General features: G+C 65.8%; 13 protein-coding genes. 6 read left to right on the forward strand and 7 right to left on the reverse strand.

All coding sequences use genetic code 11. The features are described 5' to 3' along the window. Positions 1-4: 4 nt before the first annotated feature. A complete protein-coding gene (queA, locus tag BC1002_RS02365; RefSeq protein WP_013088475.1) occupies positions 5-1,063 on the reverse strand; it encodes a tRNA preQ1(34) S-adenosylmethionine ribosyltransferase-isomerase QueA in 1,059 nt (352 codons plus the stop codon). A 192-nt stretch (positions 1,064-1,255) separates the two neighbouring features. On the opposite strand from queA, the gene recG reads away from it, so the two are divergent. From recG to ubiA, 6 genes are all read left to right on the forward strand, one after another. Continuing rightward, a complete protein-coding gene (recG, locus tag BC1002_RS02370; RefSeq protein WP_013088476.1) occupies positions 1,256-3,544 on the forward strand; it encodes an ATP-dependent DNA helicase RecG in 2,289 nt (762 codons plus the stop codon). 104 nt (positions 3,545-3,648) lie between these two features. Beyond that, a complete protein-coding gene (locus BC1002_RS02375; protein WP_013088477.1) occupies positions 3,649-4,608 on the forward strand; it encodes a LysR substrate-binding domain-containing protein in 960 nt (319 codons plus the stop codon). Between the two features lie 411 nt (positions 4,609-5,019). Then, positions 5,020-6,474: a catalase gene (locus BC1002_RS02380; RefSeq protein WP_013088479.1), complete on the forward strand. Its 1,455-nt coding sequence runs from the start codon at positions 5,020-5,022 to the stop codon at positions 6,472-6,474. 95 nt (positions 6,475-6,569) lie between these two features. Then, a complete protein-coding gene (locus BC1002_RS38360; protein ID WP_013088480.1) occupies positions 6,570-6,734 on the forward strand; it encodes a hypothetical protein in 165 nt (54 codons plus the stop codon). A 155-nt stretch (positions 6,735-6,889) separates the two neighbouring features. Continuing rightward, the gene (locus BC1002_RS02385) at positions 6,890-7,387 is read left to right on the forward strand and encodes a Dps family protein (protein WP_013088481.1); all 498 of its coding nucleotides are present in this window, start codon (positions 6,890-6,892) and stop codon (positions 7,385-7,387) included. Positions 7,388-7,620: 233 nt separating this feature from the next. Beyond that, entirely contained in the window at positions 7,621-8,484 is an 864-nt protein-coding gene (gene ubiA / locus BC1002_RS02390; RefSeq protein ID WP_013088482.1) for a 4-hydroxybenzoate octaprenyltransferase, read from the forward strand. A gap of 131 nt (positions 8,485-8,615) precedes the next feature. On the opposite strand, the gene proC is transcribed toward ubiA, so the two are convergent. From proC to BC1002_RS02420, 6 genes are all read right to left on the reverse strand, one after another. Next, positions 8,616-9,431, reverse strand: coding sequence for a pyrroline-5-carboxylate reductase (gene proC / locus BC1002_RS02395; protein WP_013088483.1), 816 nt, complete (start codon positions 9,429-9,431; stop codon positions 8,616-8,618). A gap of 76 nt (positions 9,432-9,507) precedes the next feature. Then, entirely contained in the window at positions 9,508-10,230 is a 723-nt protein-coding gene (locus tag BC1002_RS02400; protein ID WP_013088484.1) for a YggS family pyridoxal phosphate-dependent enzyme, read from the reverse strand. A gap of 36 nt (positions 10,231-10,266) precedes the next feature. After that, on the reverse strand, positions 10,267-11,493 hold the full coding sequence (gene glcF, locus BC1002_RS02405) for a glycolate oxidase subunit GlcF (protein WP_013088485.1): 1,227 nt from the start codon (positions 11,491-11,493) through the stop codon (positions 10,267-10,269). Between the two features lie 8 nt (positions 11,494-11,501). After that, positions 11,502-12,590 (reverse strand): glycolate oxidase subunit GlcE, encoded by a 1,089-nt coding sequence (glcE, locus tag BC1002_RS02410; protein ID WP_013088486.1) that lies wholly within the window; start codon positions 12,588-12,590, stop codon positions 11,502-11,504. Between the two features lie 184 nt (positions 12,591-12,774). Further along, positions 12,775-14,268: an FAD-linked oxidase C-terminal domain-containing protein gene (locus tag BC1002_RS02415; protein WP_013088487.1), complete on the reverse strand. Its 1,494-nt coding sequence runs from the start codon at positions 14,266-14,268 to the stop codon at positions 12,775-12,777. Between the two features lie 129 nt (positions 14,269-14,397). Next, entirely contained in the window at positions 14,398-15,816 is a 1,419-nt protein-coding gene (locus BC1002_RS02420; RefSeq protein WP_013088488.1) for an FAD-linked oxidase C-terminal domain-containing protein, read from the reverse strand. Between the last annotated feature and the right edge of the window lie 74 nt (positions 15,817-15,890).

Genomic DNA, 15,890 nt, shown 5'->3' on the forward strand with positions numbered 1-15,890 from the left:
CGGCTTAGGCATCGCGCCGCGTCAGCAGCATCGCGTCACCGTAGCTGAAAAAGCGATAGCGCTCGTCGATCGCATGTCGGTACGCGGCGCGAATCGTCTCGACACCGGCGAACGCCGACACCAGCATCAGCAGCGTCGATTTCGGCAAGTGGAAGTTCGTGACCAGCCGGTCGACCACGCGGAAGCGGTATCCCGGCGTGATGAAGATGTCGGTTTCCGCGCTCGCCGCGGCGAGCGGATGGCCGGCGGCTTCGGCGTCGCGCGCGGCGGCTTCGAGCGCGCGCATCGAGGTCGTGCCGACCGCGATCACGCGGTTGCCGCGCGCTTTGGTCGCAGCGATCTTGTCGGCCAGCGCTTGCGGCAGGTGATACCACTCGCTGTGCATCTTGTGCTCGGCGATGTTCTCGACCCGCACCGGCTGGAACGTGCCCGCGCCGACGTGCAGCGTCAGCGTCGCGCGTTCGATGCCGAGCGCGTCGAGCCTCGCGAGCAGCGCGTCGTCGAAGTGCAGGCCGGCGGTCGGCGCGGCGACCGCGCCCGGGTTCTGCGCGTACACCGTTTGATAGCGGGTTTCGTCGGTCGCGTCGGGATCGTGCTCGATGTACGGCGGCAGCGGCAGACGGCCGTATTGCTCGATCAGCGTCAGGCAGTCGTCGGGGAAGTGCAGCGTGTAGAACTGATCGACGCGCTCGCCGACGGTGACGTCGAACGCATCCGCGAGCCGGATCGTCGTGCCCGCCTGCGGGCTCTTGCTCGCGCGGATCTGCGCGAGCGCGCTGCGCTCGCCGGTCAGGCGCTCGACCAGCACTTCGATCTTGCCGCCGCTCGCCTTCTGGCCGAAGAAACGCGCCTTCAGCACTTTGGTATCGTTGAAGACCAGCAGGTCGCCCGGCGCGAGGCGCTCGGGCAATTCGGTAAAGCGGCGGTCGATCAGGCGCGCGGCGCCGTCGGCGGTGCCCGCGGCGTCCACGTCGAGCAAACGGCTGGCGCTGCGCTCCGGCAGCGCGACTTGCGCGATCAGCTCGGGCGGCAGATCGAAATCGAAATCGGAAAGCGTAAACATGCGAACGACTGGAAGCGGATTGGTACTGATTTGGGACTGAATTGAGCCGAAGCCGGAGCCGGGCGGCTATGATGGCGGGACGCCGAAGCGGCCCGCGTGCGCGTTCGAGCCGCATCTTGCCCGCGCTGGATGCGCGCAGGGCGGCACGATTTTATTTCGACAGCAGCCGATATTGTACTTGCGAAGCAGCCCATGCCTTTGTCCGACCGCCGATCGTCCGTTGCCACCGTCGAAGCGGGTGCCGAGCCGCGGCGCCGCAGTGCGCGAGCGGAGGCGGGGGAACCGGAGGCGGCAGATGACGGCGCGCAAGGCGGCATGATCGCCGCAGGCCATGATGCCGGGCGCGACGGCGACCCCGCGAGCGGCGACAAACCCGCCGCCAAAACCAAAGCCACGGCGAAGCCCGCCGCCAAACCCGCAGCCAAAACCGCCGACAAGCTCGCCAAACTCGGCCTCACACGCGACATCGACCTCGTGCTGCATCTGCCGATGCGCTACGAAGACGAAACCTCGCTGACGCCGATCGGTCACCTGCTGCCCGGCGGCGTCGCGCAAACCGAAGGCGTCGTGTTCGACAACGAGATCGCCTATCGCCCGCGCCGGCAATTGCTCGTGAAGCTGCGCGACGCCGAGGGCGACGAGCTGGTGCTCCGTTTTCTGAATTTTTACGGCTCGCAGGTCAAGCAGATGGCGCCCGGTGCGCGCCTGCGCGTGCGTGGCGACGTGCGCGGCGGCTTCTTCGGCATGGAGATGGTGCATCCGACCGTGCGCGTCGTCGATGAAGACACCCCGCTGCCGCAGGCGCTGACACCGGTCTATCCGAGCACCGCGGGCGTGTCGCAGGCGTATCTGCGCAAGGCGATCGACAACGCGCTGGCGCGCACGTCGCTGCCGGAGCTGCTGCCTGCGCCGGTCGCGCGCGCGTTTCTCGAACCGCTCGGCGTGCCGGCGCTGATGGACGCGGTGCGCACGCTGCATCATCCGGGCGCGCAGTCGGACGAAACGGCGTTGATCGACGGCACGCATCCGGCCTGGGTGCGCATCAAGTTCGAAGAACTGCTCGCGCAGCAGATGTCGCTGAAGCGTGCGCACGACGAGCGGCGCAACCGCGCCGCACCGGCGATGCCGCGCCGCAAGCTCGGCGACGAGTCGGCGCTGGTCGCGCGTCTGTTGAAGGCGCTGCCGTTTTCGCTGACGGCCGCGCAGCAGCGCGTCGGCGGCGAGATCGCGCTCGATCTGACGCAGCCGCATCCGATGCAGCGGCTGTTGCAGGGGGACGTCGGCAGCGGCAAGACGATCGTCGCGGCGCTTGCCGCCGCGCAGGCGATCGACGCCGGCTACCAGGCCGCGCTGATGGCGCCGACCGAAATCCTCGCCGAGCAGCACGCGCGCAAGTTGCGCGGCTGGCTCGAGCCGCTCGGCGTGAACGTCGCGTGGCTCGCGGGCAGTCTGAAGACGAAGGAGAAGCGCGCCGCGATCGAAGCGGCCGCGCTCGGCACCGCGCAGCTGGTGATCGGCACCCACGCGATCATCCAGGACGCGGTCGAGTTCGCGCGCCTCGGGCTCGTGATCGTCGATGAACAGCATCGCTTCGGCGTCGCGCAACGGCTCGCGCTGCGCGCGAAGGCGCAGGGCGCCGCCGACGGCGCGTCCGACTTCCAGCCGCATCAGCTGATGATGTCCGCGACGCCGATTCCGCGCACGCTCGCGATGACCTACTACGCGGACCTCGACGTTTCCACGATCGACGAACTGCCGCCGGGCCGCACCCCGATCCTCACGAAGCTCGTGTCCGACGCGCGCCGCGAAGAGGTGATCGGCCGGGTGCGCGAGGCGGCGCTGACGGGGCGCCAGGTGTACTGGGTGTGTCCGCTGATCGAGGAAAGCGAGACGCTGCAGCTGCAAACCGCGGTCGAGACCTACGAGACGCTCGTGGCCGCGCTGCCGGAGCTGAAGGTCGGCCTCGTGCACGGGCGCCTCGCACCCGCCGAAAAGGCCACGGTGATGGACGCGTTCTCGCGCAACGAGATCCAGCTGCTGGTCGCGACCACGGTGATCGAAGTGGGCGTCGACGTGCCGAACGCGTCGTTGATGGTGATCGAGCACGCCGAGCGCTTCGGTCTCGCGCAGTTGCATCAGCTGCGCGGTCGGGTGGGACGCGGCAGCGCCGCGTCGGTCTGCGTGCTGCTGTACACCGGACCGCTGTCGATGACCGCCCGCGCACGCCTGCAAACGATGCGCGAAACCACCGACGGCTTCGAGATCGCCCGCCGCGACCTCGAAATCCGCGGGCCCGGCGAGTTCCTCGGCGCGCGGCAGTCGGGCGCGGCGATGCTGCGTTTCGCCGACCTGCAGAACGATCAGCACCTGATCGAGCCCGCGCGCGAAGCCGCCGCGACGCTGCTCGACCAGTATCCGGACGTGGTCCTCCAGCATCTGGCGCGCTGGCTCGGCGCACGCGAGCAATATCTGAAAGCCTGAGCGCGAGACCTCCGCCACGAACGGAACGGCTAAAAGGTTGGCGAACCGACCCTATAGGTGTATAACTAGAACCTATCGAATCTATCGTACTGATTGATCCCCGAATGACGCTCACCGAATTGAAATACATCGTGGCGGTGGCCCGCGAGCGGCACTTCGGCCGGGCCGCCGAAGCGTGTTTCGTCAGCCAGCCCACGCTGTCCGTCGCCATCAAGAAGCTCGAAGACGAGCTGAACGTGCAGATTTTCGAGCGCGGCACCAGCGAGGTCAGCGTCACGCCGATCGGCGAACAGATCGTCACGCAGGCGCAACGCGTGCTCGAGCAGACGCTCGCGATCAAGGAAATCGCCAAGCAGGGCAAGGACCCGCTGGTCGGTCCGCTGCGCCTCGGCGTGATCTACACGATCGGGCCGTACCTGCTGCCCACCCTCGTCAAGCAGATGATCCAGCGTGTGCCGCAGATGCCGCTGATGCTGCAGGAAAACTACACGCTGAAGCTGATCGAACTGCTCAAGCAGGGCGAAATCGACGTCGCGATCATGGCGCTGCCATTTCCGGAAACCGGTTTGATGCTGCGCCCGCTGTACGACGAGCCGTTCGTCGTCGCGCTGCCGTCCGGTCACGCGTGGGAAGGCCGCTCGAAGATCGACCCTGACGATCTGAAGCAGGAAACCATGCTGCTGCTCGGCAGCGGCCACTGCTTCCGCGATCACGTGCTCGGCGTATGTCCCGAGTTGATGCGCTTTTCGCAGAACGCGGACGGCATTCAGAAGACTTTCGAGGGTTCGTCGCTCGAAACGATTCGTCATATGGTCGCGAGCGGCGTCGGCATTACCGTGCTGCCGCGCATGTCGGTGCACGAGGTCAAGCCGCATGCGGGTGGTATCGACGCCGGCCTGCTCAGCTATGTCGCGTTCGACGAACCGGTGCCCGATCGCCGCGTCGTGCTGGCATGGCGCAAGAGCTTCACGCGCATGCCCGCGATCGATGCGATCTGCGAAGCAATCGCCGCCTGCGAGCTGCCGGGCGTCAAAAAACTCGATCTGCCCGCTGCCGTCAACTGACGCGCCGCCATCCCGCAGCCACGCCGGATATCGGCGCGGTCTGCCGCGAAAAAGGGCGCGAGCTCTATCGAATAGATTAAATTAATCAAATACGAATATTCGATAGCTATTGTTATAGTTTCCTCCATGGATCGCCCGATCCCCTGATTCGATAAGGCTCAGCCTCCGACTCCCCAGTCGGGGCGTCACACAAGCCAGGAGGAAAACATCATGCAAGCAGTTTCACAGCGCATCCACGCTTTTCCCACCCAACCGACCATGACGGCCGCCGCGCCGAGTATCCGCGCGGTCGCGATGTCGTTGCTGGTCGACCGGGTGCTGGCCGCCTGACGCGCCTACCCATGACGGCGTCCGTAGCGCACGGATACCGCGCGATTTCCTCTGATCCAATAAAACCACGCAGGAGTGCTCATGTCCGAACGTAAGCTCACCAATGCCGCCGGCGCGCCCATCGCCGATAACCAGAACTCGATGACCGCCGGCCCGCGCGGCCCGGTCGTGCTGCAAGACGTCTGGCTGCTCGAAAAGCTCGCGCACTTCGATCGCGAAGTGATTCCCGAGCGTCGCGTTCACGCGAAGGGTTCGGGTGCGTTCGGCACGCTGACGGTCACGCACGACATCTCGCGCTACACGAAGGCGAAGGTATTCGCGCAGGTCGGTAAGGAAACGCCGCTTTTCATGCGCTTTTCGACCGTGGCCGGCGAGCGTGGCGCGGCCGATGCCGAGCGCGACGTGCGCGGCTTCTCGATCAAGTTCTACACCGAAGAAGGCAACTGGGACGTGGTCGGCAACAACACGCCGGTGTTCTTCATCCGCGATCCGCTGAAGTTTCCGGACTTCATTCATACGCAGAAGCGTGACCCGTACACGAACCTGCGCAACAACGTCGCGGCGTGGGATTTCTGGGCGCGTCATCCGGAGTCGCTGCATCAGGTGACGATTCTGATGAGCGATCGCGGCATCCCGAAGAACTACCGGCAGATGCACGGCTTCGGCTCGCACACGTACTCGTTCACCAACGCGAACAACGAGCGCTTCTGGGTCAAGTTTCACTTCAAGTCGCAGCAGGGTATCGAGAACTTCACCGACGCCGAAGCCGCGCAGGTAGTCGCCCATGATCGTGAAAGCGCGCAGCGCGATCTGGTGACCAGCATCGACGCGGGCAACTTCCCGAAGTGGCGCTTCGCGATTCAGGTGATGCCCGAAGCGGATGCGGCGAACTACCGCTTCAACCCGTTCGACATCACGAAGGTGTGGTCGCAGAAGGACTATCCGTTGATCGACGTCGGCACGATCGAGTTGAACCGCAACGCGGCGAACTATTTCGCGGACGTCGAGCAGGCGGCGTTCACGCCGGCGAACGTGGTGCCGGGCATCGGCTTTTCGCCGGACCGTCTGTTGCAGGGGCGTCTGTTCTCGTACGGCGATACGCAGCGTTACCGGCTCGGCATCAATCATCACCAGATTCCGGTGAATGCGCCGCGCGTGCCGAACCCGCATTCGTTCCATCGCGACGGCGCGATGCGTACCGACGGCAATCTCGGCGGCAATGTGAATTACGAGCCGAATCGCTTCGGCGACTTCGCGCAGGACGCGAACGCATCGGAGCCGCCTCTTGCGGCGGGCGCGGTCGCGCGTTACGAGCATCGCGAGGACGACGACTACTACACGCAGCCGCGCATGTTGTTCGCGCTGTTCGACGACGCGCAGCGTCAGCGTCTGTTCGGCAATATCGCGCGACATATCGACGGCGTGCCGCAGGACATCGTCGCGCGTCAGATCGAGCATTTCCGCCGCGCCGATCCGGCTTACGCGGAAGGTGTGATCGCGGCGCTCGCCGCATTGCAGGAAGGCAGAAACCGTTAGGCGTCCCGTACGCGGCGCATGGCAAGGCAGTAGCAGAGTATTCGACGGCGCAGCGCGTTGCTGCGGCCGTCACGAGACGAACCGGGAGTACGATCATGATTCAGATGATGACGGCAAGCATCGGCGGTCCGGCCGCCACGCCGAGCATGCAGGCGCAACGGCAGGCGTTGATGTTGCGCAAGGCGATGGGCGTTGCGATCGTCGCGAGCGGCTTTGCGGTAATCGCCGCGCAGGCGTTGCAGCACGCGCTGGGCGGCTGAGCGCAGTACCGCCAGGATGGCGGCTCAGCAAGGCCCCCGAGCACGTCTTGAGCGAAGCTTGCGGCAATTCACGCTACACTGTCGAACAGTTTTATTCGTGTTTCCGCAGACCGTCATCTGCCGACCGGTTCGTATCACTCTTCGAAGGAGTCGTCATGGCCAAGAAAGAAGCCGCAGCAGCCGTACAGCACGTCAACATCGGGATCAGCGACAAGGATCGCAAGAAGATCGCCGAAGGATTGTCGCGTTTGCTCGCCGATACCTACACGCTGTACCTGAAGACCCACAACTTCCACTGGAACGTCACGGGTCCGATGTTCAACACGCTGCATCTGATGTTCGAAACGCAGTACAGTGAACTCGCGCTCGCAGTCGACTCGATCGCCGAACGTATCCGCGCATTGGGCGTGCATGCGCCGGGCTCCTACAAGGATTTCGCGAAGCTGTCGTCGATTCCCGAAGCGGATGGGGTGCCGACCGCGGAAGACATGATCCGCCAGCTGGTCGAAGGTCAGGAAGCCGTGGTGCGCACCGCGCGCGCGATCTTCCCGGCGACGGAAGCCGCCAACGACGAGCCGACCGCCGACCTGCTCACGCAACGCATGCAGACGCACGAAAAAACCGCATGGATGCTGCGCTCGCTGCTCGCGTGATTTGGCGCGGTTGAGCCGGCCGACTCACGTTCGAATGCAGGTGCGGGCAGCACCCGCGCCGTGCCAGAAACGCACAAGCCTCCCTGTACGGGAGGCTTTGTTTTTTCGCCGCCGCCGCGTGATGCACGGGTGCGAGCGCGCGGCACCTCGATACGCGGGCAGGCGAATTCAGAGGCGCCGTGCGCTTCCCGTAAAATAGGCGCACCGTGTTCGCACTTCACCGAATTCGTCCCATGTTCGCCCGACTTCCCCTGTATCTGCGCCTCGTGCGCATGGACAAACCGATCGGCAGCCTGCTGCTGCTGTGGCCGACGCTCAACGCACTGTGGATCGCTTCCGGCGGTCATCCGTCGTGGCAATTGCTGGTGATCTTCACGCTCGGCACGGTGCTGATGCGCTCGGCCGGCTGCGCGATCAACGACTATGCGGACCGCGATTTCGACCGTCACGTGAAGCGCACCGAGAACCGGCCGATCACGTCGGGCAAGATCAATGCGTGGGAAGCGGTCGTGCTGGCTACCGTGCTGTCGCTGATCGCGTTTCTGCTGATTCAGCCGCTCAATGCGTTGACCAAGGAGTTGTCGGTGGTCGCGCTGTTCGTCGCTGGCACGTATCCGTTCATGAAGCGCTTCTTCGCGATTCCGCAGGCGTATCTGGGCATCGCGTTCGGCTTCGGCATTCCGATGGCGTTCGCAGCGGTGCAGGATCACGTGCCGCTGCTCGCATGGGTGATGCTGGTCGCGAACATCTTCTGGGCCGTTGCGTACGACACCGAGTATGCGATGGTCGATCGCGACGACGACATCAAGATCGGCATCCGCACATCGGCGCTGACCTTCGGCCGCTTCGACGTGGCCGCGGTCATGCTGTGTTATGCGGTGACGCTGGGGATTTACGTCGGCATCGGCCTGACGCTCGGGTTTGGCCCGTTGTACTGGCTCGGCTGGGCGGCCGCGGTGGGTTGCGCGATTTATCACTACACGCTGATCCGCAATCGCGAGCGGATGCCGTGCTTTGCCGCGTTCCGTCACAACAACTGGCTCGGCGGCGCGTTGTTCGCGGGGATCGCCGCGCATTACGCGGTGACTTCGTTTTAATTCGCGTTAGCGATTTTTTGCCTTCACAACGCTGCTGGATCTGTACGCCGTAGGCACCTGCCCTGATTGGAAAAAGGCAGGCGCGCTACGGTGTTTTTGTTTCCGGTATTTCCTGGCGACGCCGGTTCGCGTTAGTGCTTGCCGAACTCGTCGCCCATCTCGCGCGCCCGCGCATCGGCGGCCAGTGCGCCGCGCACGATCGCGTCCTTGATGCCGCTCGCGTCGAACGAGGCGAGCGCTGCCGCGGTCGTGCCGCCTTTCGAGGTCACGCGTTCGCGCAGCACGCTCGGCGGCTCCTCGGAATTGGCCGCGAGTTGCGCGGCGCCCGTGAAGGTTGCGACCGCGAGCGCGCGGCCCTGCGCTTCGTCCATACCGAGCTGGCGCGCGGCTTCCTGCAGCGCTTCGATGAAATAGAACACGTAGGCCGGTCCGCTGCCCGAGATCGCGGTGACCGCGTCGATCTTCGCTTCGGCGTCGAACCAGACGGTTTCGCCGACCGCGCCGAGCACTTGCGACGCGAGCGCGCGGCCCGCTTCGTCGACGCTGCCGCTGGCGACGAGACCCGTCACGCCCATACCGATCAGCGCCGGCGTATTCGGCATCACGCGCACGATGCGGCCGTGGCCATTCAGCCAGCGCGACATGTCGCCGATGCGAATGCCCGCGACGATGCTGACGATCAGTTGCGACGCGCGCAGATGCGGTGCCAGCGTCTCGGCGACGCTCTTCAGGATCTGCGGCTTCACCGCAAGCACGACCGCGTCGTAGTCGGCGAGCGTGCCGTCGGCGGCCGCGCCGGTGCGGATGCCGAATTGCTGCTCGTTGCGCTTGCGCGCGTCTTCGTTCGGATCGATCGCGTACAGGTCCGCGGGCGCGACGCCCCGCTTGATGAGGCCGCCGATCAACGCCGCGGCCATGTTGCCGCCGCCGATAAACGCAATTTTCATGATGGTCCGGATAGGTTCAGATGAGATGCGGTGAGGGCTTCGCGCAGCCAGGTTCGCGCAAGGCCCGTGGAAAAGCTCAGCGCGAGTAGTCGCGCGCGCCGAAGATCGCGGTGCCGACGCGTACGATCGTCGCGCCTTCGAGCACGGCTGCTTCGAGATCGGCCGACATGCCCATCGACAGCGTATCGAGCGCGAGCCCGTCGTTACGCAAGCGCTCGAACAGCTCGCGCAATTGGCGATGCGGCGCGCGTTGGGCGTCCAGATCGCCGGCCGGTTCCGGAATCGACATCAGCCCGCGCAGTTTCAGCTTCGGCAGTGCGGTGATCTGGTGCGCGATGGCGGCCGCCTCGTCGGGCGCAACGCCGCTCTTCGACGCCTCGCCGCTGACGTTGACCTGCAGGCAAACGTTGAGCGGCGGCAGATTATCGGGGCGCTGCTCCGACAGCCGCTGCGCGATCTTCAGCCGATCGACCGAATGCACCCAGTCGAAATGCTCGGCAACGGGGCGTGTCTTGTTCGATTGCAGGGGCCCGATGAAATGCCATTCGAGCGATGCGCGCAGATCGGCGAGCGTCTGAATCTTGTCGAGCGCTTCCTGCACGTAGTTCTCGCCGAATGCGCGCTGACCGGCCGCATGAGCGTCGCGCACGGCATCGGCAGGAAAGGTCTTGGAGACCGCGAGCAGCATCACGGACTGCGCATCGCGGCCGGCCGCTTGCGCGGCCTTGGCGATGCGCTCGTGCACGTCGGCGAGATTGTGAGCGAAGTGATCGGCGAAACGGCGAGGCAGGTCGGACATGGAACGAACCGGTGTTCAGCGAAGACGATGCCCCGATTATACGGACAGCATGTGCTCGACCAATTCGATCCAGTGAGCGACCGGCGTCGACGTGCCGCTTTGCAGATGCGCGATGCAACCGACGTTCGCCGACACGATCACCTGCGGTTCCTGCGCCTGCAAACGCTCGAGCTTCTGATCGCGCAGCGCGTACGACAGGCGCGGCTGCAGCAGCGAGTAGGTGCCGGCCGAGCCGCAGCACAGATGGCTGTCTGCGGGCAGGCGCACTTCGAGGCCGAGCGCGCCGAGCAGTTGCTCGACCTTGCCGCGGATCTGCTGGCCATGCTGCAGCGTGCAGGGCGGATGGAACGCGACCGTGTGCACCGAACGGCGGCGCGTGATCGCGACGAGCTGCTCTTCGAACTCAGGCAGGATTTCGGAGACGTCGCGCGTCAACTCGACGATGCGGCGCGCCTTCTCCGCATACTCGGGATCGAGACGCAGCAGGTGCGCGTATTCCTTGACCGTCGCGCCGCAGCCCGACGCGTTCATCACGATCGCTTCAACGCCCTGTTCGACGTAGGGCCACCATGCGTCGATGTTCGCGCGCACGTCGTCGAGCGCTTCTTCGTTGTAGCCGAGGTGCAGGCGGATCGCGCCGCAGCAGCCGGCTTCGGGCGCGATCAGCGTTTCGATGCCGAGCGCGTCGAACACGCGCGCGGTCGCGATGTTGACGTTCGGCATCATCGACGGTTGCACGCAGCCGGCGAGCATTAGCACCTTGCGGTCGTGTTTCGCGCTCGGCCATTCGAGCGGGCGTTGACGCGCGGGCACCTTGTCGCGCAGCTTCTTCGGCAGCAGGCCGCGCACGTGCTGGCCCAGCCGCATTGCGGGGGTGAAGATCGCGCTGTTCGGCAGCACGCTCGCGAGCAGCCGCCGCATCAGCCGCTGATTGAGCGGACGCGTGACCTTCTCTTCGGTGAGCTTGCGACCGATTTCGACGAGCCGGCCGTACTGCACGCCGGACGGGCAGGTCGTTTCGCAGTTGCGGCAGGTGAGGCAGCGGTCTAGGTGTACCTGGGTGCTGCGCGTGACCGGCGCGCCTTCGACCATCTGCTTGATCAGGTAGATCCGGCCGCGCGGGCCGTCGAGCTCGTCGCCGAGCAGTTGATAGGTCGGGCAGGTAGCCGTGCAGAAACCGCAATGCACGCATTTGCGCAGGATGGCGTCCGCTTCGTTGCCATCGGGCGTATTGCGAATGAAGTCCGCGAGGTTGGTTTGCATCGCGTCGCTCAGAAGTCGGGGTAGAGACGGCCGCGGTTGAAGATGCGGGCCGGGTCGAATGCTTGTTTGAGGCCGCGATGGATTTTCATCAGCGGCGCGGGTAGCGGTGTGAATACACCGGCGCTGCGGTCGTAGCCGTGGCCGCTGCGGAAAATGGTTGCATGGCCGCCGGCCTGCTTCGCGCTGATGCGCACGGTTTGCGCGTCGGTGTCGGTGATCCACCAGCGCTGGCCGCCGCCCCATTCCATCAGTTGCGCGCCGGGCAGCTGCAGCGGCTCGGTGATCGACGGCAACGCGAGACGCCACAGCGCGGCCTTCGGCGGAATGCTCGCAAAGAACGAGTCGGTCTGTTCGCGCAGGCCGCCCCAGAAGCGTTCGGCTTCGACCGCATCGACGACTTCGCCGCCGAGCCCTGTGCGCGCGGCCTTGACCGCGGCCTCCGCGCCGCCCAGGCGCACCGCGAGCGTGCCGTTGCGCCATGCGCTCGCGGTGATCGGCAGCGGCCGGCCGCCCCATTCGTTGAGCTTGCGTACCGCGTCGGTGCCATTCATGTCGAACTTCAGCGTGGCTTCGGCCTGCGGGCGCGGCAGCACTTTGACCGACAGCTCGAGGATCAGCCCGAGGGTGCCGAGCGAGCCCGCGAGCAGCCGCGACACGTCATAACCCGCGACGTTCTTGACGACCTGGCCGCCGAAATGCAGCACCTGGCCCTGGCCGTTCATCACGACGGCGCCGAGCACGAAGTCGCGCGCGGCGCCCACGGCCGGCCGGCGCGGCCCCGAAATGCCCGCGGCGATGCAGCCGCCGAAGGTGGCCTGCGGACCGAAGTGCGGCGGCTCGAAGGGCAGCATCTGGTCGTGCTCGGCGAGCGCGGCTTCGATTTCCAGCAGCGGCGTTCCCGCGCGCGCGGTGATCACGAGCTCGGCCGGATCGTACGCGATGATGCCGCGATAAGCGCGCGTGTCGAGGATCTCACCTTCCAGCGTCTGGCCATACCAGTCCTTGGTGCCCCCGCCACGGATGCGCACCGCGCGCCCCTCGGCGCTGGCCGAGCGAACGCGTTCGGACCATACGGCGACGATGTCGTCCTCTTCCATGGTGTCCTGCTCGTTGTGTTTCGTTTGATTGTACCGGGCGGCGGCTCGCTGGCAAGCCGGAGCACACCCGCATGTGACGGGGCGTGGCATCGGTCTGAAGGGGGCGGCGCAAAACGCCGCGCACGCCGCGCCCGCACCGGCGCGGGCGCGGCGAACGGTGGATGCGCAATGCAAACGCGAGCCGTTAGAAGCGCGGCAGCTCGGGATGGGGCAGCAGACCTCCGCGCACGTGCATCTTGCCGTATTCGGCACAGCGCGCCCGCGTCGGAATGCCCTTGTCGGGGTTCAACAAACCGGGCGCGTCGAATGCTCGCTTGACCGCGTGGAACGTGTCGCGCTCCTCCGGCGAGAACTGCACGCACATCGAATTGATCTTCTCGATGCCGACGCCATGCTCGCCCGTCACCGTGCCGCCCAGTTCGACGCAAGCTTCGAGGATGTCGCTACCGAACAACTCTGCGCGATGCCACTCGTCCTGGTCGTTGCCATTGAACAGGATCAGCGGATGCATATTGCCGTCGCCGGCATGAAACACGTTGATGCAACGCAGCTGGTAGGTCTTCTCCATCTCCTCGATTCGCGCGAGCAGCGGCCCGATACTGCGGCGCGGCACGGTGCCGTCCATGCAGTAGTAGTCCGGCGAGATGCGGCCGGCCGCCGGAAACGCGTTCTTGCGCCCGGACCAGAAGCGCAGGCGCTCGGCTTCCGTGCGCGAAATCTGGATACGGGTCGCGCCGTGCTCGCGCAGCACCGCGGTCATGCGCACGATCTCGGCCGCGACTTCCTCGGGCGTGCCGTCCGATTCGCACAGCAGGATCGCCGCCGCGTCGAGGTCGTAGCCCGCGTTGACGAACTCCTCGACCGCGCGCGTGGCGGGCTTGTCCATCATCTCGAGGCCGGCCGGGATGATGCCCGCCGCGATGATGCCGGCAACGGCGTCGCCGCCTTTGACGACGTCGTCGAAGCTGGCCATGATGACCTGCGCCGTTTGCGGCTTCGGGATCAGCTTGACGGTGACCTCGGTGACGATCGCGAACATGCCCTCGCTGCCGATCAGCACCGCGAGCAAATCGAGCCCCGGCGCGTCAGGCGCGAGCGAGCCGAATTCGACGATCTCGCCGTCCATCGTCACTGCGCGCACCCGCAGCACGTTGTGCACGGTGAGGCCGTACTTCAGGCAATGCACGCCGCCCGAATTCTCGGACACGTTGCCGCCGATCGTGCAGGCAATCTGCGACGACGGGTCCGGCGCGTAATAGAGGCCATACGGTGCGGCGGCCTCGGAGATCGCGAGGTTGCGCACGCCCGGCTGCACGGTCGCGATGCGCGCATACGGGTCGACCTCGACGATCTTGCGAAAGCGCGCGAGCGACACCACGACGCCGTGCCGAATCGGCATTGCGCCGCCGGACAGCCCGGTGCCCGCGCCGCGCGGCACAATGGGCACTTCGAGGCGATGGCAGATCTGCACGATACGCTGCACCTGCGATTCGGTTTCCGGCAACGCGACCGCGAGCGGCAGACGACGGTACGCGGCGAGGCCGTCGCATTCGTACGCGACGGTATCTTCCTCGCGATACAGCAGACAGTGGGTCGGCAACACAGCCATCAGCGCCTGAACGACTTCGCGCTGACGCTGCGCGAGGACTTCGGCCGACAGTTCAGCGGGTGCGTTCATGTAAGTTGTCTCCTCGTGGCTTGCGCCGGTCCGGCTTCCAGGTTCGAGCCGGCTGTTTCGTGCGGCCTGCTTCGCGTCACTTGCGTGTTCAGGCCGGCGGCTTGCCGCGGCCGGCCTTCGCAATGTCGATCAGGCCGCCGTCCAGGCGAAGATCTTGCCCGGGTTCATCAGATTGCGCGGATCGAGCGCGTGCTTGATGGAGCGCATCGTGTCGACCGCGACGTCGCCGTGCTCCTCGAGCAGAAAGCCCATCTTGTGCAGGCCGACGCCATGCTCGCCGGTGCAGGTGCCGTCCATGCGCAGCGCGCGCTGCACGATGCGATGGTTCAGGCGCTCGGCTTCTTCGAGCTCTTCGGGCTTGTCCGGATCGATCAGGATTGCGACGTGGAAGTTGCCGTCGCCGACATGACCGACGATCGGGCAGGGCAGCGGCGACGCCAACAGATCCTGCTCCGTTTCGACCACGCACTCCGCCAGACGCGAGATCGGCACGCAGACGTCGGTGGTCACCGCGCGCGAGCCGGGCTTCAGCTGCAGCATCGCGAAATAGGCGCTGTGACGCGCGTTCCACAGGCGGCTGCGGTCTTCGGGGCGCGTCGCCCATTCGAAGCCTTCGCCGGCATTCTGCGCGGCGATTTCCTGCACGAGTTCGGCCTGTTCCTTGACGCCGGCCTCGGTGCCGTGAAATTCGAAGAACAGCGTGGGGGCCTCGCGCAGCGTCAGATTCGAATGGCGATTGATCGAGCGGATCGCCAGCGAATCGACGAACTCGACACGCGCGATCGGCACGCCGATCTGGATCGTCTCGATGACCGCGCGCACCGCATCGCCCATCGACGGGAACGTGCACACCGCGGCCGACACCGCCTCCGGCTGCGGATAGAGGCGCAGCGTGATTTCGGTGATCACGCCGAGCGTGCCTTCAGAGCCGACGAACAGGCGCGTGAGGTCGTACCCCGCCGACGATTTGCGCGCGCGCGAGCCGGTCTTGATCACACGGCCATCGGCGAGCACGACCGTCAGGCCGAGCACGTTCTCGCGCATCGTGCCGTAGCGCACGGCGTTGGTACCCGACGCGCGGGTCGCCGACATGCCGCCGATGCTCGCGTCCGCGCCCGGGTCGATCGGGAAGAACAGGCCGGTGTCGCGCAGCGCTTCGTTCAGTTGCTTGCGCGAGATGCCGGGCTCGACGGTGACGGTCAGGTCTTCGGCGTTGATCGACAACACCCGGTTCATCTCCGACAGATCGATCGACACGCCGCCTTGCACGGCGAGCAGATGTCCTTCGAGCGACGAACCATTGCCGTACGGAATGATCGGCACGTCGTACCGGCCGCACAGCCTGACGGCGGTTTGCACGTCTTCGGCCGTGCGTGCGAAGACGACGGCGTCAGGCAGTTGCGGATCGAACGGCGATTCGTCGCGGCCGTGGTGCGCACGCACGGCTTCGGCAACGGAGACCCGATCGCCGAAAGCGGCTTTGAGCTGGTTCAGCAATTCGGCGGGAAACGGCCGGCGTAGCGGCGCCGGCGGTACGGGATGGTTCACGCATGTCTCCTGTCGAGCGGAGTTGGCGCTTCAACGCCTCTCCGGTTCCATGAAAGTTTCTTTAGGTAACAGCC

Source organism: Paraburkholderia atlantica (assembly GCF_000092885.1).
Taxonomy (GTDB): domain Bacteria; phylum Pseudomonadota; class Gammaproteobacteria; order Burkholderiales; family Burkholderiaceae; genus Paraburkholderia; species Paraburkholderia atlantica.

Bases quoted from the DNA above. Each gene is read 5' to 3' on its own strand.
- queA (WP_013088475.1), bottom strand. From the start codon at position 1,063: ATGTTTACGCTTTCCGATTTCGATTTCGATCTGCCGCCCGAGCTGATC.
- recG (WP_013088476.1), top strand. From the start codon at position 1,256: ATGCCTTTGTCCGACCGCCGATCGTCCGTTGCCACCGTCGAAGCGGGT.
- BC1002_RS02375 (WP_013088477.1), top strand. From the start codon at position 3,649: ATGACGCTCACCGAATTGAAATACATCGTGGCGGTGGCCCGCGAGCGG.
- BC1002_RS02380 (WP_013088479.1), top strand. From the start codon at position 5,020: ATGTCCGAACGTAAGCTCACCAATGCCGCCGGCGCGCCCATCGCCGAT.
- BC1002_RS38360 (WP_013088480.1), top strand. From the start codon at position 6,570: ATGATTCAGATGATGACGGCAAGCATCGGCGGTCCGGCCGCCACGCCG.
- BC1002_RS02385 (WP_013088481.1), top strand. From the start codon at position 6,890: ATGGCCAAGAAAGAAGCCGCAGCAGCCGTACAGCACGTCAACATCGGG.
- ubiA (WP_013088482.1), top strand. From the start codon at position 7,621: ATGTTCGCCCGACTTCCCCTGTATCTGCGCCTCGTGCGCATGGACAAA.
- proC (WP_013088483.1), bottom strand. From the start codon at position 9,431: ATGAAAATTGCGTTTATCGGCGGCGGCAACATGGCCGCGGCGTTGATC.
- BC1002_RS02400 (WP_013088484.1), bottom strand. From the start codon at position 10,230: ATGTCCGACCTGCCTCGCCGTTTCGCCGATCACTTCGCTCACAATCTC.
- glcF (WP_013088485.1), bottom strand. From the start codon at position 11,493: ATGCAAACCAACCTCGCGGACTTCATTCGCAATACGCCCGATGGCAAC.
- glcE (WP_013088486.1), bottom strand. From the start codon at position 12,590: ATGGAAGAGGACGACATCGTCGCCGTATGGTCCGAACGCGTTCGCTCG.
- BC1002_RS02415 (WP_013088487.1), bottom strand. From the start codon at position 14,268: ATGAACGCACCCGCTGAACTGTCGGCCGAAGTCCTCGCGCAGCGTCAG.